The organism is Conexibacter sp. W3-3-2 (assembly GCF_009707605.1).
Classification (GTDB): Bacteria; Actinomycetota; Thermoleophilia; order Solirubrobacterales; family Solirubrobacteraceae; genus Paraconexibacter; species Paraconexibacter algicola.
Genome location: NZ_WLYW01000001.1, coordinates 4423211 through 4448017 on the forward strand (window position 1 = coordinate 4423211; position 24807 = coordinate 4448017).

The following is a 24807-nucleotide window of genomic DNA, read 5'->3' on the forward strand; positions in this document are numbered from 1 at the left end:
ATGCTCAAGGAGCTCCGCGCCGCCGTCGTCGCGATCGTCGTCCTGACGGTCCTGCTCGGCGTCGGCTACCCGCTCGCGATGACCGCGGTCGGCCAGACCGTCTTCCCCGGCAAGGCCGACGGCTCGCTCGTGGAGCGCGACGACCGCGTCGTCGGCTCCTCGCTCATCGGGCAGGACCACGACGGCGACCCGCGGTTCTTCCAGGATCGCCCGTCGGCGACCGGCTACGCGCCGAGCGCCACGTTCTTCAACAACCTCGGCCCCAACAGCGCCGATCTCGCCGCCCAGCTGAAGGAGGCCGCGGCCGCGTACCTGAAGCGCGAGCGGCCGACCTCGCCCGGGCTGACCGTCGGGGACATCCCGCCGGACGCCGTGACGACCTCCGCCTCCGGCGTGGACCCGCACATCTCCCCGGAGAACGCGGAGATCCAGGCCCGGCGCGTCGCGGCCGCGCGCGGCCTGCCGCTGGCCACCGTCATGGACCTCGTGGCGGACGCCACCGACCAGGCGTTCCTCGGCTTCGCCGGCGAGGACGGCGTGAACGTCCTCGAGCTCAACCTGGCCTTGGAGGGCCGCTAAGTGCTGACCGACCTGCCTCTCCTGCGCGCGGCGCTGCTGCAGTCGCTGCGCAAGCTCGACCCGCGGGCGATGGTCCGCAACCCCGTCATGTTCGTCGTCGAGGTCGGGGCCGTCTTCACGACGATCCTGTGGCTCGTCGGGACCGACGGCGACCCCGGCTGGTTCACGTTCACCGTCGCGGTCTTCCTCTGGCTCACGGTCGTGTTCGGCAACCTCGCCGAGGCGATCGCCGAGGGGCGCGGCAAGGCGCAGGCCGACGCGTTGCGCTCGCTGCGCACCACGACCGACGCGACGCTGCGCGACGGGCGCACCGTCGCCGCCGCCGACCTGCGCCCCGGGGACGTCGTCGTCGTCGTCGCCGGCGAGGCGATCCCCGGGGACGGCACCGTCATCGAGGGGATCGCGTCGGTCGACGAGTCGGCGATCACCGGCGAATCGGCCCCGGTCATCCGCGAGTCCGGCGGCGACCGCAGCGCGGTCACGGGCGGCACGAAGGTGCTCTCCGACCGGATCGTCGTCGAGATCACGCAGGAGCCCGGCCAGAGCTTCCTCGACCGGATGATCTCGCTGGTGGAGGGCGCCGACCGGCGCAAGACCCCCAACGAGGTCGCGCTCGGCATCCTGCTCAGCGGCCTGACGATCGTGTTCCTCGTGGTCGTCGTGACGCTGAAGCCGTTCGCCGCCGAGGCGGGGACCGACATCTCCACCACGACCCTCGTCGCGCTGCTCGTCGCGCTGATCCCGACGACGATCGGCGCCCTGCTCAGCGCGATCGGCATCGCGGGCATGGACCGGCTCGTGCGCCGCAACGTCCTGGCGCTGTCCGGCCGCGCGGTCGAGGCGTCCGGCGACGTCGACGTCCTGCTGCTCGACAAGACCGGCACGATCACGCTCGGCAACCGGCAGGCGGCCGCGTTCCACCCGATGCCCGGGGTCGACGAGGAGGAGCTCGCGCGCGCCGCGCAGCTCTCGTCGCTGGCCGACGAGACGCCGGAGGGCCGGTCGATCGTCGTGCTCGCCAAGGAGCGCTTCGACATCCGCGAGGAGGCCGTGGCGGGCGCGCACCCCGAGTTCGTGCCGTTCACCGCCGAGACCCGCATGAGCGGTGTCGACGTCGGCGGCCACCGCATCCGCAAGGGCGCGGGTGACGCGATCCTGCGCTGGGTCGACGACGAGGGCGGCCAGGCGCCGCCGGAGCTGACCGCGACGCTCGAGGCGGTCGCCCGCGAGGGCGCCACCCCGCTGGCGGTCGCGCGCGACAGCCAGGTGCTCGGCGTCGTCGAGCTGAAGGACATCGTCAAGGACGGCATGCGCGAGCGGTTCGACCGCCTGCGGGCGATGGGCATCCGCACCGTCATGGTCACGGGCGACAACCGGCTGACCGCCGCGAAGATCGCGGAGGAGTCCGGGGTCGACGACTTCCTCGCCGAGGCGACGCCGGAGCGCAAGCTCGAGCTGATCCGCGCCGAGCAGGACGGCGGCCGGCTCGTCGCGATGACCGGGGACGGCACCAACGACGCGCCCGCGCTCGCGCAGGCCGACGTCGGCGTGGCGATGAACACGGGCACCCAGGCGGCGCGCGAGGCGGGCAACATGGTCGACCTCGACAGCGACCCGACGAAGCTCATCGAGATCGTCGAGGTCGGCAAGCAGCTGCTGATCACCCGCGGTGCGCTGACGACGTTCTCGATCGCCAACGACATCGCGAAGTACTTCGCGATCCTGCCCGCGATCTTCGCCTCGACCTACGCGGCGAACGCCGGGTCGACGGGGCCGCTCGACCAGCTGAACGTCATGTCGCTGGGCACGCCGGAGTCGGCGATCATCAGCGCGATCGTGTTCAACGCGCTGATCATCCCGGCGCTCGTCCCGCTCGCCCTGCGCGGCGTGCGCTACGTCCCCTCCGGCGCGGACGCGCTGCTGCGACGCAACCTGCTGATCTACGGCCTCGGCGGCCTGATCGCGCCGTTCGTCGGGATCAAGCTCATCGACCTCGTCGTCCACGGGCTGCTGGGAGCCTGACGATGGTGGCGGCGCCCGGCCGCGGCCGGCACAAGGTGTTCCTCGGGATGGCGGCGGGCGTCGGCAAGACCTACCGCATGCTCCAGGAGGGACACGCCGAGGCCGAGGCCGGGCGCGACGTCGTGATCGGGTACCTCGAGCCGCACGACCGGCCGGCCACCTCGGCGCAGGCTGCCGGCCTGGAGGTCGTGCCGCGCCGCCGCGTGGTGCACGGCGCGATCGAGCTGCAGGAGCTCGACGTCGACGCGGTGCTCGCCCGCGCCCCGGAGCTGTGCCTGATCGACGAGCTCGCGCACACCAACGCCGCGGGCTCGGAGCGGCCCAAGCGCCACGAGGACGTGGCGGTCGTCCTGTCCGCCGGCATCGACGTGTTCTCGACGGTGAACGTCCAGCACCTCGAGTCGCTCAACGACCAGATCGCCGACCTGACCGCGACCCGGGTGCGCGAGACGTTCCCCGACGCGGTCCTGCGCGACGCCGACGAGGTCGTGCTCGTCGACCTCACCCCCGAGGCGCTGATCGCCCGCCTGCGCCGCGGCGAGGTCTACCCGGCCGAGCGGATCGAGGCGGCGCTGCGGGGCTTCTTCAAGATCGAGCAGCTCGCGTCGCTGCGCGAGGTCGCGCTGCGGCAGGCGGCCGAGGTCGTCGAGGCGCGCCGTCGCGTGCCGGGCGCGGCCGTGCCCGACGCGCGCCGCGAGGACCGCATCGCCCGCACCGCCGGGCCGCAGTCGGTCGGCGAGCGGTGCCTGGCGCTCGTGCAGCCGCACCTCGGGGCGCAGCGGGTCGTGCGGCGCGCGTGGCGCAGCGCACGCCGCCTGGGCGCCGAGCTCGACCTCCTCTACGTGCCCGCACCCGGCCGGCCCCCGACGCCGGCCGAGCAGGAGGCGCTCGACGCGCTGCGGCGGCTGGCGAGCGTGCTCGGCGCGCACCTGCTGGTCGAGCCCGGCGACGACCTCGTGGCGGTCTGCCGCCGGGTCGCCGACGAGCGCGGCACGACCTACCTGCTGCTCGGGGTGCCGGACCCGCCGCGCGGGCTGCGACGCCTGCGACCGAGCCTGCTCGACCGGCTGGTGGTCGCGCTGCCGGGGATCGACGTCCGAGTCGTCGCGGATCGGGCGCGCCGATGATCGGGATGACCGTCGACGTCGAGATCGTCGTCCTGCTCGTCCTCGCCGCCGCGGTGGCGGGGGTCGCGGCGGGCGTGCACCGCCGCCGCACGCAGACCGCGGAGGCGCTCGGCCGCGCGCCGCGCCGGATCCTCTTCCCGTTCGTCGGGACGACGCTGTCGGAACGGGCGCTGGAGGCCGCGCTGCGGCTCGCGCACGGGGAGGGAGCGGTGCTCGTGCCCGTCTACCTCGCCGAGCTGCCCCGCCACCTCGCGCTCGACGCGCCGATCGAGCGACGCGCCGAGACGGCGGTGGCGCTGCTGGAGGCGGTGGAGATCCGCGGGAGCCGGGCCGGGGTGCCGGTCGACGGGCGGATCGTGCGCGGTCGCACCGTGCGGCACGCCTGCCGCCTGCTGTTCGAGGACGAGCGGTTCGACCGGATGCTCGTGGCGGCCGCGACCGCCGGTCAGGACGACGGGCTCGACGCCGACGACGTCGCCTGGCTGCTGCGCTGCGCGCCCGGGGAGGTGCTCGTCGTCCGGCCCGGGGACGCGCCCGCGCCCGACCGCCCGGCGGACGGCCGCGCCGCGGTCCCGGCGAACCGGCGCAGCACCGCCTCCGCGCTCGTCCCGCGCGGCGTGTAGCCGCCGGTCGCGCCGTCGCCGTGGCGGCCGTCCAGCGACCAGTCCCACCACCAGATCCCGACGAACCACGGCACGCGGCGGAAGGCGCGCAGCGCCGCCGTGTACGCGATCGACTGGATCCCGGGATCGACCGGGGCGTCGCGGTCCTCGCGCGAGGGCTCGGCGGTCGCGCCGCGGCGGGCCGCGTAGCCGAGCTCGGTGAAGCGGACGGGCTTGTCGCCGCCGACGCGGCGGCGCAGCGCGGCGAGGCGCCGTTCCCAGGGCCGCCACGCCCGGACGAGCTCCGCGGTGGTCGGCGTCCGGTCGCGGTCGGCGGTGAGCGGCATGTAGGCGTCGACGCCGATGCTGTCCAGGTCGTCCCAGAAGCCGATCCGCTCGGCGTCCTGCACCCAGTTGGCGGCGTAGGTGAGCTCGCCGTCGTAGACCCGGCGGACCGCGGCGATCAGGGTCCGGAAGCGGTCGGTCTCGCGCGCCATCGTGACGAGCTCGGTCCCGACGACGAACGTGTCGGCCCGGACCCGGTCGGCGAGCCGCGCGTAGTGGAGGACCATCCGCGTGTAGGAGGCGAACCAGGCGTCGACGTCGACCGGGGTGAGCTCGCCGCGGAAGCCCTCGTCGAGGCGGTCGACGTGCGGCTTGACGACGACGCGCAGCCCGAGCGAGCGCGCCGTCCGGGCGGCCTGCAGGAGCCCGGCGTCGTCGGGGGACTTCAGCGGGGACGGGTCGATGTCGGCGCTGAACGCGTTCTCCTGGTACCAGACCGGGACCAGCACGGCGTGGGTGGTCCCGGTGTCGCGCAGCGCCCGGAGCGCGTCGCCGGCGCGGGGGCCGGAGAAGCCGTCGGGCACGTACGCGGTGAGGTTCATGCCCTGCTCCCAGCGCGGGCCGAGCAGGGGACCCTCGCGGACGGTCACGTCGATCCGCTCGGTCGTCGTGCCGCAGCCGCCGAGCGCCACGAGCAGCACCGCCACGAGGGCGGCGGGACGCGGACGCACGCGCGGGCGCCGACGGTCAGTGGTCGGCGACCGTGCCGCCCTCGGGCTGCAGCGGCCGGCCCTCGTCGTGCCACTGCTGGATGCCGCCGGCCATCGAGTACGCCTCGAACCCGGCGCGGCGGAACGCCTGAGCGGCCATCAGCGAGCGCACGCCGCCGCGGCACTGGAACACGATCGGCGTGTCCTTGTCGAAGCTGTCGGCCGAGGAGGCCAGCCGCTCCAGCTCGACGTGCCGGGACCCCTCGATGTAGCCCGCGTCGACCTCGTACTGCTCGCGCACGTCGACGAGGACGGCGCCCTGGGCGATCTTCTCGACCGCGCCCTCGGGCGTGACCTCGATGTCCGGGTCGGAGAGGGGATGGCTCATGCGCCGAAGGATACGGGCCGCCCGCGGGACCGTCACCGGACGTTCACGAGCTGCGACTCGTCGCGCGATTGGGTTGGGGCATGACCAGGATCCCCACCCGTGTCGCCGGCCTGCTGGCCGGGGCGACCCTCATCATCACCGGCGTGACCGTCGGCTCCTCGATCGCCGCCCCCGGCGACGCCGATCGCGGCGACCGCGGCCCCGACCGCGGCGACCGCCGGCCGCTGGTCATCGGCCACCGCGGCGCCTCCGGCTACCGGCCCGAGCACACGCTCGCCGCCTACGAGCTCGCCGCGCGTCAGGGCGCCGACTACATCGAGCCCGACCTCGTCTCCACGAAGGACGGCGTGCTCGTCGCCCGGCACGAGAACGAGATCGGCGGCACCACCGACGTCGCCGACCACCCGGAGTTCGCGGACCGCCGCACGACGAAGACGATCGACGGCGTGTCGCTGACCGGCTGGTTCACCGAGGACTTCACGCTGCGTGAGCTCAAGACGCTGCGCGCGAAGGAGCGCATCCCCGCGGTCCGCCAGGAGAACACGATCTTCGACGGCCGCTTCGAGGTCCCGACGCTCCAGGAGGTGCTGACGCTGCGCGCCCGCCTGTCGCGCGAGCTCGGCCGCGAGATCGGCGTCTACCCCGAGACGAAGCACCCGACGTACTTCCGCTCGATCGGCCTGCCGCTCGAGGAGCCGCTCGTGCGCACGCTGCGCGCGAACCGCCTCGACGGCCGCCGCGCCCCGGTGTTCCTGCAGTCCTTCGAGGTCGGCAACCTGCAGCGGCTCGACCGCATGATCGACGTGCCGCTCGTCCAGCTGCTCGGTGGCGCCACGTCGCGGCCGGCGGACGTCGGCGCCGACGGCCCGACCTACGGGCAGCTCGCGACCGCCGAGGGCCTGCGCGGCGTCGCGCGCTACGCCGACGGCGTCGGCCCGTCCAAGGACTACGTGATCCCGCGGGACGCGGCCGGTCGCTCGCTCCCGGCGACCGGCTTCGTCCGCGACGCGCACCGCGCCGGCCTGCTCGTGCACCCGTACACGTTCCGCGCCGAGAACCAGTTCCTGCCGGTCGAGCTGCGCCGCGGCACCGACCCGGCGGCCTACGGGGACGTGCTCGCCGAGCTCGCCGCGTTCTACGCGGCCGGGGTCGACGGCGTGTTCGCCGACCAGCCGGACCTCGCGGTCGAGGCGCGCCCGTAGCGCGGGCTCGCCTGCGCCCGCGGCCGCGGGCTCACGCGAACGTGCGGCCCTCGCCCCGGTAGGTCGGCACGCTGCGCTCCACCACGTCCCCGCGGACGAGGTGGAGCGTGTCGAACCGCTCGCACAGCTCGCCCGCCTTCGTGTGGCGGAACCAGACCCGGTCGCCGACCGCCAGCCGGTCGGCGACCGCGCCGAGCAGCGGGGTCTGCACCTCGCCCGCGCCCTCGCGGCCGTCGAGCCGCAAGCCGGCGGGCAGCACCGGGGTGGGGAGCCGGTCGGCACCCGCCGCCCCGGAGGCGTGGTACCCGCCGCCGAGCACCGTCGCGATCCCCGGGGCGGGACGGCGCACGACCGGCAGCGCGAACAGCGCCGCGGGCCGGCCGACCCAGCCCGCGTAGGTGTCGAAGAGCGTCGGGGCGTAGAGGCCGCTGCCGGCGGCGAGCTCGGTGACGGCGGTCTCGCGCGCGGTCCGCTCCAGCGACCCGGTGCCGCCGCCGTTGACGAACTCCAGCGGGGCCACCGCCCGGACGGCGGCGACGACCGCGGCCCGGCGGCGGGCGAGCTCGCGTGCGCTGCCGCGCTGCATCAGCCGGATCGCCGCGGCGGCGAGGCGGCTCGGCGGCGCGTCGCCGACCCCGGCGATCTGCGCCTCGTAGCTCATGAGGCCGACGAGGCGCGCCCCCGGATGGGCGACGACCGCCCGGGCGAGCGCGGTCGCCGCGCCGGCGTCGTGGACGGGGGAGCGGCGCACCCCGAGGTGCACGCGCCCGCCGAGCGGCCGCCAGGACGCGTCGAGGTCCAAGGCCACCCGGATCGGGTACGCGCCGTCGACGGGCAGCAGTCCCAGCTGCGCGACGTCGTCGACCATGATCGTCACCCGGCCCGCCGCGACCGGGTCGGCGGCGAGCGCGGCGAGCGCGTGGCGGTCCGCGGTCGGGTAGGCGACGAGGACGTCCTCGTGTCCCGCGCCGGCGAGCCACAGCGCCTCGGGCAGCGTGAACGCCATGACGCCCGCGAAGCCGTCGCGGGCGAGCACGTCGTCGAGGATCGCGCGGCAGCGCACGGACTTGCTCGCCACGCGGATCGGCCGGCCGCCCGCGCGCGCGACGAGATCGCGGGCGTTGGCCTCCAGGGCGTCGAGGTCGACGATCGCCAGCGGCGGCTCGAGCTCCGCGGTCGCCCGGTCGTAGCGGGCGCGCAGCGCGTCGGGGGATGGCGCGGGGACGGTCGGGGAGGAGCTCACCGCCTGCGATCATCCCAGGGGCATGCGCCGCTCGCCCGCCCTGCTCGCCGTGGCCCTGAGCCTGACGCTCGTCGCGTGCGGCGGGGACGAGGACGACGGCGGGCGCGCCGCCGCCCCGCCCGCCGCGGCCGCGACGCCGACGCCCGACCCGGGCACCACGACACCGCGCGCGCCGCGCGGGCGCAGCCCGCTGGAGCTGCCGCCGGGCGTGCCGAGCACGCCGCGCAGGCCGCGGACCTCCCAGGAGGACCGGGACGTCATCACCGGCTGGGCGCGCGCGCTCGCCGCGGGCGACGTCGCCGGGGCCGCCCGCTTCTTCGCGCGGCCGTCGCTGGTGCAGAACGGGACGCCGGTCGTGCGGCTGGACTCGTTCCGCTCGCGCGTCGCGTTCAACCTCGCGCTGCCGTGCGGCGCCCGCCCCGTCCGCTTCGGGTCGGGGGACGGCTACAGCATCGTCGAGTTCGCGCTCTCCGACCGGCCGGGCGGGGACTGCGGGGGCGCCACCGGGCAGCGCGCCCGGTGCGCCATCAAGGTCGACGACGGGCGCATCACCGAGTGGTACCGGCTCGCCGACGACCCCGCCGACGACGCGCCGGCGCTGCCGGAGTTCGACGGGGACGTCAGCGAGGCCTGAGCGGCCACGCGCCCGGACGAGCGGTCAGTACACGTCGCGACGGTCGCGCACGACGACGGCGTCGCGGCGACGTCCCATGTCGAAGAGCGCGAGGAGGATCCCGAGCACGCCGACGGCGGTGAGGATCGTGCCGACGGTCGTCAGGTCGACGCCGTCGATCCGGTCGGTGACCGCGAAGCGCAGGATCAGGCCGGCGGTGAGGAGGAAGAGGGCGGGTCCGAGAGGCATGTGGGCGGGATTGCCCGGATCCTCCCCGTACCATGCAGGGATGACCGCCACCGCGTTCCCCGATCTCTACGACATCCCGCAGGAGCTCCTGGACTTCCGGGATCTCGTCCGGCAGCTGGCGCAGGAGCAGATCGCGCCGCGCGCGGGGGACATCGACCGCACCGGCGAGTACCCGTGGGACATCCGCAAGCTCCTGGGCGAGCAGGACGTCCTGGGCCTCCCGTTCGAGGCCGAGTACGGCGGTACCGGCACCGGCACCCTGATGCTGCAGATGGCGGTCGAGGAGATCGCGAAGGTCTGCGCGTCGAGCTCGCTGATCCTCATGATCCAGGAGCTCGGCTCGCTCCCGATCACGCTGTTCGGCAACGAGGAGCAGAAGCAGCGCTTCCTGCCGCGGCTGGCCACCGGCGAGATCTCCCCGGCGTTCGCGCTGTCGGAGCCCGAGGCGGGCTCGGACCCGGCGTCGATGCGCACGTTCGCCAAGCGCGACGGCGACGACTGGATCCTCAACGGCACGAAGAACTGGATCACCAACGCCGGGATCGCCGACTACTACATCGTGTTCGCGAAGACCGACCGCGACAACAACCGGATCAGCGCCTTCATCGTCGAGTCCGACCGCGACGGCGTCGACCCCGGCAAGAAGGAGCACAAGCTCGGCATCAAGGGCTCGCCGACCGGCTCCCCGACCTTCACCGACGTCCGCATCCCGGCCGAGAACCTGCTCGGCGTCGAGGGCAAGGGCCTGTCGGTGGCGCTCGGCACGCTGGAGCGCACGCGGCTGGGTGCGGCGGCGCAGGCGGTGGGGATCGCGCAGGGTGCGACGGACTACGCCAACGAGTACGCGAAGGAGCGGATCGCGTTCGGCAAGCCGATCAACCAGCTGCAGGGCCTGCAGTTCAAGCTCGCCGACATGGAGACCGGGACGGCCGCTGCGCGCGAGCTGCTCTACAAGGCCTGCACGATGGTCGACCGGGGCGTCCCGGGCGTGGGGAAGTACACGTCGATGGCGAAGCTGTTCGCGTCCGACAACGCGATGAAGGTCACGGTCGAGGCGATCCAGGTGCTGGGCGGCTACGGCTACGTGAACGAGTACCCCGTCGAGCGGATGATGCGAGATGCGAAGATCACGCAGATCTACGAGGGGACCAACGAGATCCAGCGCGTCGTCATCGCCCGCGCGATGGCGAAGTGACGAGCCAGGGAGCGAGAGTGCCGTGAAGTTCCGCCGACCGTCAGAGCTGTTCCCCGTCCAGCGGACGCTGCTGGCGGCCGGTGTCGCCCTGTCGCTGGGGCTGACCGCGATCGTGTTGCTCGACGGGTGGCACCCCAACGGGGCGATCCGTCTCGTCGAGGGGGTCGCGGTCGTGGTCGTCCTCGCCTCGGCGCTGTTCGGCGCGATGGGCATGATCGGCCTGAAGCTCGCCGACTGGCAGGAGCCCGCCGACGAGGACGAGTTCGAGCGGGTCGTCCAGGAGGCCGAGCGGCTGGCCCGCCAGGGCACGGCCGCCGAGCCCGACGAGTCGGAGTTCCTCGACCTCGACCCGTACGACGACCAGGACTTCGAGGAGCTCGTCCGCGACGCCCTGGACGACCTGCCGGACCTGCTGCGCCCGCTGCTGGAGAACCACAACGTCGCGGTGGTCATCTCCGACGGTGGCCGGCGCAACAAGGCGTACGGCCTCTACCACGGGGACGGGGCGACCCGTGACGAGGTCCCGGACCGCATCGTCATCTACCGCGACACGCTGCGCCGGGACTTCGGGCACGACGCGGACCTGCTGCGCGAGCAGGTGACGATCACCGTCCGGCACGAGCTCGCCCACCACGTCGGCTTCGACGAGCTCGGCGTCCGCGACCTCGGCCTCTAGCCGCCCCCGGCGCCCCCCCGCCGCCGCCGTCGAACAGGGAGTTCTTCGGCCCAGGGGGGAGCAACTCCCTGTTCGGCGGCCTAGAGGGGGCATGGATCCCCTCAGGGCTCGCGCGTCGAGGCAGCTCGGACTCGTCGCGCGCTGGCAGCTGCTCGCCGACGGCGTCCCGCGGAGCACGATCGACGGCCGGGTGGCGGAGCTGCGGGCGCTGCACGCCGGGGTCTACCTGACCGGTTGGGCGCCGGTGACCCCCGAGCAGCGCCGGTGGGCGGCGACGCTCACCGCGCCGTGGACCGTGCTCAGCCACGAGTCCGCCTGCCTGCAGTGGCGCCTGCTCGACCGTCTCCCGGGGCGGGACGTCGTCACGCGGCCGGGCGCGCACGGCGTCGAGCTCCACGACGGCCTGCGTGTCCACTACTCGACGCTGCTGCGCGGCAACGTCGCGCGGGTCGCGGGCTTCGCGATCACGACGCCGGAGCGGACGATCATCGACTGCTGGCCCCGCCTGGGGGCCTGGCAGCGCCGCACGATGCTGCGCGAGGCGCTGCGGACGCGCAGGACCACGGTCGCGCGGCTGCAGCTCGTGCTGCGCGGGCACCGGGGCCGCCGGGGCGTCGGGCAGCTGCGGCGGCTGCTGCGGGAGTGGTCGGCGCTCCCGTTCGATCGCTGCCGGTCCGACGCCGAGGCGTACGCCCTGACCGTGTTCGCCAGGCACGGGATCCCGATCCCGCTCGTCAACACCCGCGTCGCCGGGGAGGAGGCGGACTTCCACTGGCCGGACCGCAGGCTGATCCTCGAGCTCGACGGTCCGCAGTGGCACCGCTTCAAGGAGCTCGACGCCCGCAAGACCGCGGCCTGGGTCCGTGCGGGTCAGACCGTCCGCCGCCTCCCGACCGACCTCGTCTTCGCCCCCGACGAGGCTCCCCTCCTCGCCGCCGCCACCTGACCCCACCCGTCGAACAGGGAGAAGTTCGGCCTCACGGCGCAGAACTCCCTGTTCGGCGCGTGGACCGAGCGTCAGGCGCGGGCGCTCGGGCGCTCCTCGCGCAGCATCTCGGCGACGAGGAACGCGAGCTCGAGCGACTGCTGCGTGTTCAGCCGCGGGTCGCAGGCGGTCTCGTAGCGCGAGCCGAGCATCTCGTCGGAGATGTCCTGCGCGCCGCCGAGGCACTCGGTGACGTCCTCGCCGGTGTGCTCGACGTGGATGCCGCCCGGGTGCGTGCCGAGCCGGCGGTGCACCTCGAAGAACCCCTTGACCTCGTCGACCACGCGGTCGAAGCGTCGGGTCTTGTAGCCGCTGGGCGACTCCTCGGTGTTCGCGTGCATCGGGTCGCACTGCCAGACGACGAGGTGGCCGCTGTCGCGGACCGCCTCGACGATCGGGCCGAGCGTGTCCCGGACCTTGTCGTTGCCCATGCGGGAGACGAGCGTCACGCGGCCGTCGACGCGGTGCGGGTCGAGCTGCTCGACCAGCGCCACGGCGTCCTGCGGCGTCGTCGTCGGGCCGATCTTCACGCCGACCGGGTTGGCGATCAGCGACGCGAACGCGACGTGCGCGCCGTCGAGCTGGCGCGTGCGCTCCCCGATCCACAGCTGGTGGGCGGACAGGTCGTACAAGCGCCCGCCGTCGAGGCGCAGCATCGCGCGCTCGTAGTCGAGCACGAGCATCTCGTGCGAGCAGTACATCTCGACGGTGCGCAGCGAGGAGTCGTCGACCCCGCAGGCGGTCATGAACCGCAGCGACCGGTCGATGTCCTGCGCGACGCGCTCGTAGCGCTCGCCCGCCGCCGACTCGGCGACGAAGTCCATGTTCCACTCGTGGACGTGGTGGAGGTCGGCGAGGCCCGCGCCGGTGATCGCCCGGGTGAGGTTGAGCGCCGCCGACGCGTTCGCGTAGGCACGCAGCATCCGGACGGGGTCCGGGCGGCGCGCCTCGGGGGTCGCCTCGAACGCGTTGACCATGTCCCCGCGGTAGGAGGGGGAGGCCCAGCGCGTCGGTGTCGGAGGACCGCGGCTTGGCGTACTGGCCCGCGATGCGGCCGACCTTCACGACCGGCATCGACGTGCCGTAGGTGAGGACGACCGACATCTGCAGCAGCGTGCGGATCGTCCCGCGGATGTGCGGCTCGGTGTTGTCGACGAACGTCTCGGCGCAGTCCCCGCCCTGCAGCAGGAACGCCTCGCCGCGGGCGACCGACGCGAGCCGCTCCTGGAGCCGGTCCACCTCGGTCGCGACCGTGATCGGCGGGACGCTCTCGAGCAGCGCGCGGACGCGCGCCGTGTAGTCCGGGTCGGGCCACGACGGCTGCTGGAGCGCGGGCCGGGAGAGGGCGTCGTCGAGCGCGGACCGCAGGTGCGGCGGGAGCGGGGGGAGGTCCGGGAGGGTCTCGACCGGGATGTCGACGGTCCAGTTCACCCACGGGAATCTAGGGGTCCGGCCGTCCGGGCGGCTCGCCCGTCCCCCGACGGGCGTACGCCAGCGTTCATCTGAGGGGTGGGATCTGTCACGATCGCCCGCATGCTTCGGGGGACGTGGCGGGGTGGACCGGCCCGGTGGGCGTGCTGCGGCGCGCTCGCGCTGGGCCTGCTGGGCGCGGGGCCGCAGACGGCCCTCGCCGCACCGGTGATCGACGACGACCGCATCGCCGTCACCGGGCTCGGGCCCCGGCCCGCGACCCTCGTCGTCGACCGCGCCCCGCTGCGCCTGACCGTCCGCGACGCGGACGGGACCGTGCTGCTGCGCTCCACCGCCGCCGACGGCCGCGGCCCGACGCCCGTGCTCGCGCTCGCCGACCCGCAGCCGCTCGGCTCGAACCCGCTGCTGCCGACCGCCACGCGCTACGCCCCGCTCGTCGTGACGCTCGGCGCGCGACTGGGGACCGAGTGGCCCGCCGGCCCGTGGGAGGCCAACACGCTCACCGGCACGCTCGCGGGCACGCGGGTCGCCGCCACGCGCGTCGTCGCCGCCCGCGCCGAGGGCGACGGGGCCGCGCTCGAGCTCGCGACCGACGACCCCGGCGGCACGACCGTCGAGCTGCGGCTGCTGCCCGCCGCCGACGGTGCGGTGCGGATGCGCGTCCGTGCGCTCGGCCGCGCGCTGCCGGTCGCCGCGGTCGCCGCGAGCTTCGCCAGCCCCGACCGCGACGAGCGGTTCCGCGGCTTCGGCGGCCGCCACAACGCGCTGGACCAGCGCGGACAGGCGCTGCTCGGCTGGATCCAGCAGCAGAACCTCGGGGCGGGCCCGCTCGGCCCCGGGGTCGCCGCCGTCCCGGGCACCGGCGGCGACCGCTACCTCTTCCCCAACGGGCCGACCGCCGCGTACAGCGTCAGCCCGTCGTTCCTCAGCAGCCGCGGGTACGGCTTCCTGCTCGAGCGCGACGAGCTCTCCAACTGGCGGATGGCGTCCGACCGACCGGACGCCTGGCAGGTCGAGGTCGACGGCAGCGCGCTCGACGCCCGCGTCGTCCCCGGCGACGCGCCGCGCGCGATCGCCGCGCTGACGACCGTCACAGGCCGCCAGCGCGTCCCGCCGCGCTGGGCGGTCGAGCCGATGCTCGACCGCTCCACCGTCGCGTTCACCGGCAACGCCGCCCAGTACCTGCGCAGCGTCCGTGACGACCTGCGCCGGCTCGCCGAGCTCGACATCCCGATCGGCGCGTACCGCATCGAGGGCGCCGCCCAGCTGGCCCCGCAGGACCTGCGCGAGCTCGTCGCCGAGCTGCGGCGCCGCGGGATCCGGCCGATCGTCTACTTCCGCCCGTTCGTCAGCCAGGACGGGGCCGGCACCGAGCAGCCGGAGGTCTACGACGAGGCGATCCGGCGCGGCCTCGTCGTCCGCAACGGGCTCGGGCAGCCGTACCTCTTCCCCGGGAACTTCCTCGGGGTCAGCGCCCTGCTGGACTTCACCAACCCGGAGACCGTGCGGTGGTGGACCGCCCGCATCCACGCGGCGCTCGACGCGGGCGCCCAGGGGTTCATGCAGGACTTCGGCGAGCAGGTCCTCAGCGACATGGTCTTCCACGACGGCCGCCGCGGCGACGTGCTCCACAACCGCTACCCGGAGCTGTTCCACGGCGTCACCCGCCGGGCGCTCGACTCCTGGGAGCGCGCGAACCCGGACCGCGGACCCGTCTGGTTCTTCACGCGCGCCGGGTACCTCGGCCTCGACGGCAGCGCCCGGCACGAGCACGGCAGCTTCGCCGGCGACGGCAACACCGACTTCAGCCGCTCCAGCGGCCTCGCCTCGCAGGCGCCGGACATGCTCAACCGCGGCATCGCCGGCCAGTACGGCTTCACGACCGACATCGGCGGCTACTTCGACTTCGTCACCCCGGAGACGACGAAGGAGCTGCTGCTGCGCTGGGCGCAGTGGGCGGTCTTCTCGCCGTACTTCCGCCTGCACGGGTCGATCAACAGCGGCACGCACGTGCCGTGGAACTACGACGAGGAGACCGTCGCGCGCTACCGCGACCTGTCGCGGCTGCGCGTCCGCGCCGCCCCGCTGCTGCACGAGCAGTTCCGGCGCGCCGCGCGCACCGGGCGCCCGGTCGCGGCCCCGCTGTGGCTCGCGGCGCCGGACGCGCCCGGTGCGGCGACCGCCGACCAGGAGTGGATGGTCGGACCCGACCTGCTCGTCGCCCCGGTCGTGACCGAGGGCGCCACCACCCGGCAGGTGCCCGTCCCGTCCGGCTGCTGGGAGCACGGGGAGACCGGGGAGCGGCTCGACGGCCCAGCGCTGAGGACCGTCGACGCCCCGCTCGGCCGCCTGCCGTGGTTCGTGCGCTGCGGCACCGCGCCGCTGGAGGCCGCCGCCGCGCGCGAGCGCGCGGGCTGCCGCGACCGCCGCGCCCCGGCCTCGCGGATCACCACGGTGCGCCTCGCCCGCGGCCGGGTCGCCGTGCGCGGCACGGCGACCGACCCGGGCTGCGCGCGCCGTCGCGGGGTGCAGCGGGTCGCGGTCGCGGTCGCGCTCGAGACCACGGGCCGGTGTCGCTTCCTCACCGCGGCGGGACGCCTGGAGCGTCCGCGCGACTGCCGCCGGATCGCCTACCTGCCCGCGACCGGGACCGCCCGGTTCGCGCTGGACCGGCGGGTCCGGTCGCTGCCGGCGGGCCGCTACCGCGTCTGGGCGCGGGCGACCGACCGGTCGGGCAACGTCGAGCGCACGGGCGTCGGGGACGCCCGCCGCGCGCGCTTGCGTCCTTCCGCACAAGCGCTGCGCTAGCATCGGGGACGGGCCGCGATCGCAGCGACGACCGGCCCGTCGGACCCCGTGGAGTGAGACCGCCGGGGACACCAACGCCCGTGGAGTGAGACCGCCGGGCATCACCACCGAAAGGACACACCCCTCATGTCACATGCCGTCATCGTCGATGCGGTCCGGACGCCCGTCGGGCGCGCGTTCAAGGGCTCCATGGCGAGCCTGCGCCCCGACGAGACCCTCGCGTTCGTCATCGACGCGCTCCTGGAGCGCACCCCCGGCGTGGATCCGGCCTCCGTGGAGGAGGTCGTCGCGGGCTGCGGCCTGCCGCAGGGCCTGCAGGCCAACAACATCGCGCGGCTCGCCGTGCTGCTGAGCGACAAGCTCGGCCAGGAGACCAACGGCTCGACGATCAGCCGCTACTGCGCCTCCGGTCTGGACGCCATCCGCATCGCGGCCAACAACGTCGTCGCCGGTCAGGGCGACGTGTACGTCGCGGGCGGCGTGGAGTTCGTCTCGCGCTACAACGCCGCGCAGGAGGCGGCGCACCCCGAGGACCAGAACGAGAAGCTCCAGGGCCGCGAGCCCGGCCAGCCCAACGCGTACATCGCGATGGGCCTCACGGCCGAGAACGTCGCCGAGAAGTACGGCGTCACCCGCGAGCAGCAGGACGCCTACGCGAAGACCTCGCAGGACCGCGCGGTCGCCGCCCAGGAGTCCGGCTTCTTCGACCGCGAGATCGTCCCGGTGACGCTCGCCGACGGCACCGTCGTCAGCAAGGACGACGGCCCCCGTCCGGGCACGACGCTCGAGAAGCTCGGGTCGCTGAAGCCCGCGTTCCGCGAGGACGGCACCGTCACCGCGGGCAACGCCTGCCCGCTCAACGACGGGGCGGCCGCCGCGCTGATCATGAGCGAGGAGAAGGCCCGCGAGCTCGGCCTGCAGCCGCGCGCCCGGATCATCACCGCGGCCACCTGGGGCAACGAGCCCGAGCTCATGGGCGTCGCGCCGATCGGGGCGATCAAGAAGGCCCTGCAGCGCGCCGGCATGACGATCGGCGACGTCGACCTCTACGAGCTCAACGAGGCGTTCGCCGCGCAGGTCATCCCGATCGCCGACGAGGTCGGGTTCGACTACGACAAGCTCAACCCGCACGGGGGCGCGATCGCCCTCGGGCACCCGTTCGGCATGACCGGCGTCCGCATCATGACGACGCTGCTGAACGGCCTGGAGGCCACCGACGGCACGATCGGCCTCGAGACCATGTGCGTGGCGCAGGGCCAGGGCGAGGCCCTGATCGTCGAGCGCCTGCGCTGATCCGCGCCCGACCGGCCGGGCCCGGCATCGCCGGGTCCGGCCGCGGGTAGGGTGGCGGGCGGTGTCCTCCCCGTCCGCAATCCACCTCCGCGGCGTCGTCAAGACCTTCGGCCCGATCCGCGCGGTCGACGGCCTCGACCTCGACGTCCCCGCCGGCACCTGCGTCGGCCTGCTCGGCCCCAACGGCGCCGGCAAGTCCACCACGATGAAGCTGCTCACCGCGCAGGCGATCGCCGACGCGGGCGAGCTGCGGATCCTCGACCACGTGCTGCCCGGCGACTCGAAGCTCGCCCGGGCCGAGATGGGCGTCGTGCCGCAGCTCGACAACCTCGACACGACGCTCACGGTCGAGCAGAACCTCCGCGTCTTCACGCACCTCTACCGCGTCCCGCGCGGCGAGCGTCAGGCGGCGATCGCCCGGGCGCTCGAGATCGCGAACCTCACGCAGCGGGCGGGCGCGAAGGTCACCGAGCTGTCGGGCGGCATGCGCCGGCGGCTGCTCGTCGCCCGCGCGCTCGTGCACCGCCCGCGCGTCGTGCTGCTCGACGAGCCGACCGTCGGCCTGGACCCGCAGATCCGGCAGGAGCTGTGGGCGCTGATCGACCGGCTGCGGAGCGAGGGCGTCTCGATCCTCATGAGCACGCACTACATCGAGGAGGCGGAGCGGCTCGCCGACACCGTCGTGGTGATGGCCGCGGGCCGCGCCGTCGACGCCGGGATCCCGCGCGACCTCGTCGCCAAGCACGCGGGCCGCGAGGCCGTCGAGGTCTACGGCCCACCCGACCGGTTGACCGCCGTCGAGCGCGCCGCGCGCGAGGCGGGCGTCGCCACGCGCCGCACCGGCACGAGCGTGTCGCTGCTGCGCGCCGAGGACGCGCCCGCCGGGGTCGTGCCGCCGGAGGGGATCCGCCGCGCGACCGCCCTGGAGGACGTGTTCGTGATGCTGACCGGGGAGGAGGTCGAATGAGGACCCGCCGACTGGAGTGGGCGGCCCTGTCGGGCGTGCTCGTGCGCGAGACCATCAACTTCCGCTCGTACTGGCGCAGCGCGACGTTCAGCGCCACCGTCGAGCCGACCGTGTACCTGCTCGCCTTCGGGCTGGGCTTCCGGGGCGCTCGTCAACGAGGTCGGCGGCCTCGAGTACATCCAGTTCGTCGGGACCGGCTCGGTCGCCACCGCCGTGCTGTTCAGCGCCGCGTTCGGCGCGATGTACGGCTCGTTCATCAAGCGCGAGTTCCAGCGGACCTACGACGCGATCCTGTCGACGCCGGTCGACACCGAGGAGCTCGTCACCGCCGAGATCCTCTGGACGGGGGCGCGGGCCGGGATCTACGGCTGCGTGCCGGTGCTCGTCGCGATGCTGTTCGGGCTCGACCCGGCGTTCGGGATGCTGCTGATCCCGATCATCGGCATGGTCGCGGGCTTCGGCTGGGCGGCGTTCGGCACCACGATCAGCGCGTCGGCCTCGTCGATCGAGAACTTCAGCTACGTGCAGAGCGCCGTGCTCACGCCCCTGTTCCTCACCGCGGGCACGTTCTTCCCGCTCGACGAGCTGCCGCGGGGCATCGAGATCGCCGCGTACTTCAACCCGCTCTACCACTGCGTCGAGCTCGTGCGCGACGTGACCTTCGGCATCGACCTCGGCCCCGACCTCCTGCACTTCGGCGCGTTGCTGCTGTTCGGCACCGTCTGCTGGCGCCTGGCGGTCCGCCAGACCGAGAAGCGCCTCGTCTCGTGACCGCCCGCTACGACGCTGTGATCGTCGGCGGCGGGCACAACGGGCTCGTCGCCGCCGCGTACCTGGCCCGCGCCGGCCGCTCGGTGCTCGTGCTCGAGCGCGGCCGCGAGGTCGGGGGCGCCGCCGTCAGCGTGCGCGCGTTCCCCGGGCTCGACGCGCGTCTGTCGCGGTACTCCTACCTGGTCAGCCTCCTGCCCGGGCGGATCGTCGACGAGCTCGACCTCGACTTCGCGGTGCGGCGGCGGCGGATCAGCTCCTACACGCCGGTCGCGGGAACCGACCGCGGACTGCTCGTCGACGCGCAGGACGCGGCCCGCACGCGCGCGTCGATGCGCGCGCTCACCGGCGGGGACGCCGACCACGACGGCTGGACGGCGCTGGCGCGCGACACGGTCCGGCTCGCCGAGGCCGTCTGGCCGACGCTGCTCGAGCCGCTGCCGACCCGCGAGGCGGTCCGCGCGGCGGTCGGCGACGACGCCGTCTGGGACGCGTTCGTGGAGCGGCCGCTGGGCGAGACGCTCGCCGCCCGGCTGCCCCACGACCTCGTGCGCGGCGTCGCGCTCACCGACGGGCTGATCGGCACGTTCGCCACCGCCGACGAGCCGTCGCTGCGGCAGAACCGCTGCTTCCTCTACCACGTGATCGGCGGCGGGACCGGCGACTGGGACGTGCCCGTCGGCGGCATGGGCGCGCTCACCGGCGCGCTCGCGCACGCCGCCCGGCGCGCCGGCGCCGCGCTCTTCCCCGGCGCGGAGGTCACCGCGATCGCGGTCGACGACGACGGTGGCGAGGTGACCTACCGTGGCGCCGACGGCACCGTGCGGACCGTCGCGGCGGGGGCGGTGCTCGGTGGCTGTGCGCCCGCGGTCCTGGACCGGCTCCTGGAGGCCGGTGGCACGGCGGTGCGCGCGACGCGGGCCGGGGACCCGGCGCCCGAGGGCGCCCAGCTGAAGATCAACCTGCTGCTGTCGCGCCTTCCCCGGCTGCGCGACACCGCGGTCGACCCGCGCGACGCGTTCTCCGGCACGTTCCACGTCGGCGAGTCCGCGAGCGCGCTGCAGACCGCCTACGAGGAGGCCGCACGCGGCGCGGTGCCGACGCGGCCGCCGAGCGAGATCTACTGCCACTCGCTGACCGACCCGTCGATCCTCGGGCCCGAGCTGCTCGCCTCCGGCGCGCAGACGCTGACGCTGTTCGGCCTGCACCTGCCCGCCCGCCTGTTCGCCGATCCGGCGACGCACGACGAGCGCAAGGCCCTGGCCGTCCGGCGCACGCTCGACGAGCTCGACCGCCACCTCGCCGAGCCGCTCGCCGACTGCCTGCTCACCGACGCCGACGGCGCCCCGTGCGTCGAGGCGAAGACCCCGCAGGAGCTCGACCGCGACCTCGGCCTGCCCGCCGGCAACATCTTCCACCGCGACCTGCAGTGGCCGTGGGCCGACCCCGGTCGCGGCATCGCCCCCGGCTCGTGGGGGGTCGAGACCGACTGTGCCGCCCTCCTGCTCTGCGGGGCCGGGGCGGTGCGTGGCGGCGGCGTCTCCGGCGTGCCCGGGCACAACGCGGCACGGGCCCTGCTGCAGCGCGGCTGAGCGCCGCACGCGCGCCGTCGCGCCCGGTCCGGCGACGGGGGCGCGTCGGCGCTCCGGAGCACCGCCGACGGCCCCGGCGGTGCGCTTCCATGGAGCACGTGGACGACGGGACCCTCGTCGGCGTGATCAGCCCCGCCTCCGGGCGGCGCCGGGTCGTGCTCCGCGACGCGGCCGGGGAGGAGCGTCCGCTCGGCGTGCCCGGGGTCTGGTGGGGCTGGGAATCCTCCGCCACCCGGGTGCTCGCCGATGCCGTGCTGGAGCTGCTCGCCGGCCAGGTCCCGCTGCCGCAGATGGCGTGGGACCTCGGCGCCGAGGTGTTCGGCAACGCGGCCGTCTGCCCGCCGCAGGACGACTGGGAGCTGCCGCTCGCCGAGCTCGACGCGTGGCGGCGCGGCTGGCTGCGCCGCCCGTCCTCCCGGATCCCGCTGGAGCGCGCGCTCGCCGGGATCCTGCTGCGCCGCCCCGCCGCCGTGGAGCTCGACCCGGCCACCGTCCGGGACCGCCGCGAGCGGCTCGCCTGCGTGCACGCGATCGCCGCTGCCCACGACGGCCGGCCGGTCGACCTCGTCGCCGTGCAGCTCGCGGTCGAGGCGCTCGGCCTCGGCGACCCGCCCGACTACGTGCGCCGGCTCGTCGACGAGGCGCCCGCCGGCCCCGGCCCGCACTGGTGGGCTGCGCAGCTCGCCGCGCTGACCCGCGCTCCCGCGGCGCGCTGACCCGCGTCGACCCGGCTACGGGGCCAGCGCGAGGAGCTCGTCGACGGCCTCGCGCAGCGCAGCGGCGGCCACCGGCAGGCCCGGCTCCAGGCCGGCGTGCGCGGTCAGGCCGAAGCAGACGCCCCCGTCGTAGCTCAGCACCCCGACGTTCAGGCCCTGCGTCGAGGGGTTCAGCGGCACCGACGGGTGCACCGCCAGCAGGCGCCGCCCGTGCAGGTAGAACGGCATCTGCGGGCCCGGGACGTTGGAGACGACGAGGTTGAAGGCCCGCACGCCGCTCATCGCCCGCGCCAGCTGCGAGGACAGCAGCGGCGGCGCGAGACCGCCCGCGTGGACCATCAGCGCCCCGGCGCGCACGGCCGCCGAGTCCTTGATGCGGGTCATCGTGTCGTGGACCTGCGCGATCCGCTCCGCCGGATCCGGCACGTCGCCGGGCAGGTCGACGAGCACCGTGGAGATCCGGTTGCCGCCCTCGTCGCCGTCGCGGCGGACGCTGACCGGGACGAGCGCGACCGGGTCCCCGTCGGGCACGAACCCGGCGGCCGCGAAGTACCGCGAGAGCATCCCGGCGACGATCGCGAGGATCGCGTCGTTGACGGTGCCCCCGGACGCCCTGGCGGCCGCCTTCAGCGGCGCGAGCTCGGCGCGCAGCAGCGTGTAGCGGCGGTTGCGGCCGATCGGGTGGTTCAGCGGCGTCATCGGCGCCGCGGGGCGCTGGCGGGCGAGCTCGGTCAGCAGCTCGGTCGCGCGTCGCAGGTCCGACGCGGCCTCGCTGACCGCCCGGACGGGCTGCACGAGCCGCGTCGAGCGGCGCGTGCCCTCGCGCAGCACCCGGCCGGTGGTGTCGCGGGTGAGGTCCAGCGGGAGCCGCGCCAGGTGCCGGCGGCGGTCGTAGCGGCGCGGCGACCAGGGCTCTCCCGGCGCGAGGTCCAGCGGCTCCGGGGACGGGTCGAGGATCACGGTGCCGATGTCGACCGCGGCCATCCCGTCCACCAGCGCGTGGTGCATCTTCGGGATCAGCGCGGTGCGCCCGCCCTCCAGGCCGGTGACGAGCGTCATCTCCCACAGCGGCCGCTCGCGGTCGAGCTTGCGCGACATCTCGTGCCCGACGACCTCCCCGAGCTCCTCCGTCGTGCCGGTCGCGAGCGCCACCTGCTTGACGTGCCAGCCGGTGTCGTAGTGCTCGTCGTCGACCCACACCGGGTTCGTCAGCCCGGGGGCGGGCGACGCGAGCCGCTGGCGGTAGCGCGGGATCAGGTGCAGCCGCTCGTCCAGGCGCGCGATCAGCGACGCCCGGTCGATCCCCGGGCCCGCCTCGAAGACGAGGACGCCGCCGACGGCCATGTTGATCGGGCCCTGCTCGGCGGCGAGGGACGAGCGGTCCGCGGGGGAGAGCGCGTCGGCCATGGCGCCACCCTAACCACGAACGCGGTCGGGGTGGCGCCCGGCCCGGGGCGGGCGGCTCAGCTCACTTCGGGGCCATGCGGATGGCGCCGTCGAGGCGGATGACCTCGCCGTTGAGCATCTGGTTCTCGGCGATGTGCGCGACGAGCGCCGCGTACTCGGCCGGGTCGCCCAGGCGCGACGGGAACGGCACCGAGGCGCCGAGCGACTGGCGGGCGTTCTCCGGCAGCGCGGCGAGCAGCGGCGTGTCGAAGAGCCCGGGCGCGATCGTCACGACGCGGACGCCGACGGTCGAGAGGTCGCGCGCCGCGGGCAGCGTCATGCCGACGACGCCGCCCTTGGAGGCCGAGTAGGCGATCTGGCCGATCTGCCCGTCGAACGCGGCGACCGAGGCGGTGTTGACGACGACCCCGCGCTCCCCGGACTCGCCGGGCTCGTTGGCGACCATCGCCTGCGCGGCGTGGCGCAGCACGTTGAAGGTGCCGATGAGGTTGACCTGGATGACGGTCTCGAACGGGCGCAGCGGGTGCATGCCCTTCGTGCCGGCGACCTTCTGCGCCCAGCCGATCCCGGCGCACGCGGCGGCGATCCGCAGCCCGCCGTCGTCCTTGCTGGCCTCGACGGCCGCCGCGACGGCGGCCTCGACCTGCTCCTCCTTGGTGACGTCCGTGAGGACGAAGCCGACGCCGAGCTCGTCGGCGAGCTGCTTGCCCTTCTCCTCGTTGATGTCCGCGATCGTCACGATCGCGCCGGCGCTCGCGAGCCGCCGCGAGGTCGCCTCGCCGAGTCCGGAGGCGCCGCCGACGACGAGTGCTCCACTGCCTTCGATGTTCATGTCCGCGACCCTAGTGCGCGCCCGGCCGCGGAGGATGCCCCGCCCCTCGTTCGGGATGGGGCAATCCCCAGATCGTCGGGGTGGCTCAGCCGGGTCGGCGCGCCAGCGTCAGCGCGAACAGCCCGTCCGGGTCGGTGTACTGCTCGGCCAGCTCGAGGCCGGAGGCGGCGAGGTCGGCGATCAGCCGCTCGCGCGTGAACTTCGCGCTGATCTCGGTGCGCAGCTCCTCGCGCGGGGCGAACTCGACCTCGAGGCCGAGCGCGCGGACCGCCACGGTCTGCTGGCGCACCGAGCGCAGCCGCATCTCGATCCACTCGTGCTCGCGGTCGTAGAAGGCGACGTGCTCGAACGCGTCGAGGTCGAAGTCGGCGTCGAGCTCGCGGTTGAGCACGCGCAGCACGTTGCGGTTGAACGCGGCGGTCACGCCCGCGGCGTCGTCGTAGGCGGCCTCGATGATCGCGGGGTCCTTCACGAGGTCGGTGCCGAGCAGCAGGTGGTCGCCGGGCGCGAGCATCGCCGCGATGCGGCGGAGGAAGCGGCGGCGGCTGCCGGGCGTGAAGTTGCCGATCGTGCCGCCGAGGAACGCCACGACCCGGCGGTCCCCGGGGGTCGGCGCGGGCACGCGGTCGAGGTGGCGCTCGAAGTCGCCGACGATCCCGTGGACGCTGAGGTCCGCGTACTCGTCGAGCAGCGCGGCGGCGACGTCGCGGACCATCGACTCGGTCACGTCGAACGGCACGTAGCGGCGCAGCGTCCCGGCGCGCTCCATGGCGTCGAGCAGCACCCGGGTCTTCGCCGCCGTGCCCGACCCGAGCTCGACGAGCTCGGTCGCCCCGGTCTCGGCGACGATCGCGTCCGCGTCGGCCTGGAGGATCGCGCGCTCGGTGCGGGTCGGGTAGTACTCCGGCTGCTCGCAGATGCGGTCGAACAGGACCGCGCCGTGGGCGTCGTAGAAGTGCTTGGGCGGCAGCTCCTTGAACGGCCGCGTCAGGCCGTCGAGCACGTCGTCGGCGAGCGCGCGCTCACCGCCGCTCGTGCCGTCCAGGAACGACTCGACGACCATCCGCCGGGTCGGCGGCGCGACGAGCGCCGGGTCGGTGATCGGCTCCATGCGGGT

At 74.7% G+C, this 24807-nt stretch carries 21 protein-coding genes and 1 pseudogene; 14 read left to right on the plus strand and 8 right to left on the minus strand.

The features are described from left to right. Genes kdpC through GKE82_RS21220 form a run of 3 tightly spaced genes read left to right on the plus strand, consistent with a single transcriptional unit; the run spans position 1 to position 3728 of the window. Complete coding sequence (kdpC, locus tag GKE82_RS21210) at positions 1-579, plus strand: potassium-transporting ATPase subunit KdpC (protein WP_154734681.1); 579 nt, start codon at positions 1-3, stop codon at positions 577-579. After that, positions 580-2601: a potassium-transporting ATPase subunit KdpB gene (gene kdpB / locus GKE82_RS21215; RefSeq protein ID WP_107569076.1), complete on the plus strand. Its 2022-nt coding sequence runs from the start codon at positions 580-582 to the stop codon at positions 2599-2601. Positions 2602-2603: 2 nt separating this feature from the next. Continuing rightward, positions 2604-3728: a histidine kinase gene (locus GKE82_RS21220; protein WP_154734682.1), complete on the plus strand. Its 1125-nt coding sequence runs from the start codon at positions 2604-2606 to the stop codon at positions 3726-3728. Between the two features lie 445 nt (positions 3729-4173). Here GKE82_RS21220 and GKE82_RS27375 read toward each other — a convergent pair whose 3' ends face one another. Then, on the minus strand, positions 4174-5346 hold the full coding sequence (locus GKE82_RS27375) for a glycoside hydrolase TIM-barrel-like domain-containing protein (RefSeq protein WP_196189369.1): 1173 nt from the start codon (positions 5344-5346) through the stop codon (positions 4174-4176). Between the two features lie 16 nt (positions 5347-5362). Next, on the minus strand, positions 5363-5713 hold the full coding sequence (locus GKE82_RS21230; RefSeq protein ID WP_107569079.1) for a rhodanese-like domain-containing protein: 351 nt from the start codon (positions 5711-5713) through the stop codon (positions 5363-5365). Positions 5714-5793: 80 nt separating this feature from the next. On the opposite strand from GKE82_RS21230, the gene GKE82_RS21235 reads away from it, so the two are divergent. Next, positions 5794-6915: a glycerophosphodiester phosphodiesterase gene (locus GKE82_RS21235; protein ID WP_154734683.1), complete on the plus strand. Its 1122-nt coding sequence runs from the start codon at positions 5794-5796 to the stop codon at positions 6913-6915. A 31-nt stretch (positions 6916-6946) separates the two neighbouring features. On the opposite strand, the gene GKE82_RS21240 is transcribed toward GKE82_RS21235, so the two are convergent. Beyond that, positions 6947-8158, minus strand: a complete 1212-nt coding sequence (locus GKE82_RS21240; protein WP_309233741.1) for an alanine racemase — start codon at positions 8156-8158, stop codon at positions 6947-6949. A 22-nt stretch (positions 8159-8180) separates the two neighbouring features. On the opposite strand from GKE82_RS21240, the gene GKE82_RS21245 reads away from it, so the two are divergent. Beyond that, positions 8181-8792, plus strand: coding sequence for a hypothetical protein (locus GKE82_RS21245; protein ID WP_154734684.1), 612 nt, complete (start codon positions 8181-8183; stop codon positions 8790-8792). A gap of 24 nt (positions 8793-8816) precedes the next feature. On the opposite strand, the gene GKE82_RS21250 is transcribed toward GKE82_RS21245, so the two are convergent. Continuing rightward, positions 8817-9020, minus strand: a complete 204-nt coding sequence (locus GKE82_RS21250) for a DUF6458 family protein (protein ID WP_107569082.1) — start codon at positions 9018-9020, stop codon at positions 8817-8819. 40 nt (positions 9021-9060) lie between these two features. Here GKE82_RS21250 and GKE82_RS21255 point away from each other — a divergent pair, with 40 nt between their 5' ends. The 3 genes from GKE82_RS21255 (at position 9061) to GKE82_RS21265 (ending at position 11837) form a co-directional block, all read left to right on the plus strand. Continuing rightward, positions 9061-10215, plus strand: a complete 1155-nt coding sequence (locus tag GKE82_RS21255; RefSeq protein ID WP_154734685.1) for an acyl-CoA dehydrogenase family protein — start codon at positions 9061-9063, stop codon at positions 10213-10215. Between the two features lie 22 nt (positions 10216-10237). Then, on the plus strand, positions 10238-10891 hold the full coding sequence (locus GKE82_RS21260) for a metallopeptidase family protein (RefSeq protein WP_309233742.1): 654 nt from the start codon (positions 10238-10240) through the stop codon (positions 10889-10891). Between the two features lie 91 nt (positions 10892-10982). Beyond that, positions 10983-11837 carry a hypothetical protein gene (locus GKE82_RS21265; RefSeq protein WP_154734686.1) on the plus strand — a complete coding sequence of 285 codons (855 nt, stop codon included), beginning with the start codon at positions 10983-10985 and terminating at the stop codon, positions 11835-11837. A gap of 71 nt (positions 11838-11908) precedes the next feature. On the opposite strand, the pseudogene GKE82_RS31655 reads toward GKE82_RS21265, so the two are convergent. Next, positions 11909-13496, minus strand: a pseudogene (locus GKE82_RS31655) (class II 3-deoxy-7-phosphoheptulonate synthase). Between GKE82_RS31655 and GKE82_RS21275 the strand changes: the two are divergent. From GKE82_RS21275 to GKE82_RS21300, 6 genes are all read left to right on the plus strand, one after another. Then, on the plus strand, positions 13410-16115 hold the full coding sequence (locus tag GKE82_RS21275; RefSeq protein WP_154734687.1) for a TIM-barrel domain-containing protein: 2706 nt from the start codon (positions 13410-13412) through the stop codon (positions 16113-16115). The pseudogene GKE82_RS31655 and the gene GKE82_RS21275 overlap by 87 nt on opposite strands. Before the next feature lie 126 nt (positions 16116-16241). Then, positions 16242-17408, plus strand: coding sequence for an acetyl-CoA C-acyltransferase (locus GKE82_RS21280; RefSeq protein WP_107569087.1), 1167 nt, complete (start codon positions 16242-16244; stop codon positions 17406-17408). Positions 17409-17469: 61 nt separating this feature from the next. Beyond that, on the plus strand, positions 17470-18375 hold the full coding sequence (locus tag GKE82_RS21285; RefSeq protein ID WP_107569088.1) for an ABC transporter ATP-binding protein: 906 nt from the start codon (positions 17470-17472) through the stop codon (positions 18373-18375). A 213-nt stretch (positions 18376-18588) separates the two neighbouring features. Then, complete coding sequence (locus GKE82_RS21290; protein ID WP_309233743.1) at positions 18589-19146, plus strand: ABC transporter permease; 558 nt, start codon at positions 18589-18591, stop codon at positions 19144-19146. Next, entirely contained in the window at positions 19143-20735 is a 1593-nt protein-coding gene (locus GKE82_RS21295; protein WP_309233744.1) for an NAD(P)/FAD-dependent oxidoreductase, read from the plus strand. Before GKE82_RS21290 ends, GKE82_RS21295 begins: the two co-directional genes overlap by 4 nt. Before the next feature lie 98 nt (positions 20736-20833). After that, positions 20834-21451 (plus strand): hypothetical protein, encoded by a 618-nt coding sequence (locus GKE82_RS21300; protein ID WP_146175362.1) that lies wholly within the window; start codon positions 20834-20836, stop codon positions 21449-21451. 15 nt (positions 21452-21466) lie between these two features. Here the strand turns inward: GKE82_RS21300 and GKE82_RS21305 are convergent, their stop codons facing one another. The 3 genes from GKE82_RS21305 to egtD all read right to left on the minus strand — a co-directional run bounded on the left by GKE82_RS21305 (position 21467) and on the right by egtD (position 24801). Next, entirely contained in the window at positions 21467-22858 is a 1392-nt protein-coding gene (locus tag GKE82_RS21305; protein ID WP_107569092.1) for a wax ester/triacylglycerol synthase family O-acyltransferase, read from the minus strand. Positions 22859-22919: 61 nt separating this feature from the next. Then, on the minus strand, positions 22920-23690 hold the full coding sequence (locus GKE82_RS21310) for an SDR family NAD(P)-dependent oxidoreductase (RefSeq protein ID WP_107569093.1): 771 nt from the start codon (positions 23688-23690) through the stop codon (positions 22920-22922). Positions 23691-23775: 85 nt separating this feature from the next. Then, positions 23776-24801, minus strand: a complete 1026-nt coding sequence (egtD, locus tag GKE82_RS21315; protein ID WP_230316247.1) for an L-histidine N(alpha)-methyltransferase — start codon at positions 24799-24801, stop codon at positions 23776-23778. Positions 24802-24807 lie beyond the last annotated feature (6 nt).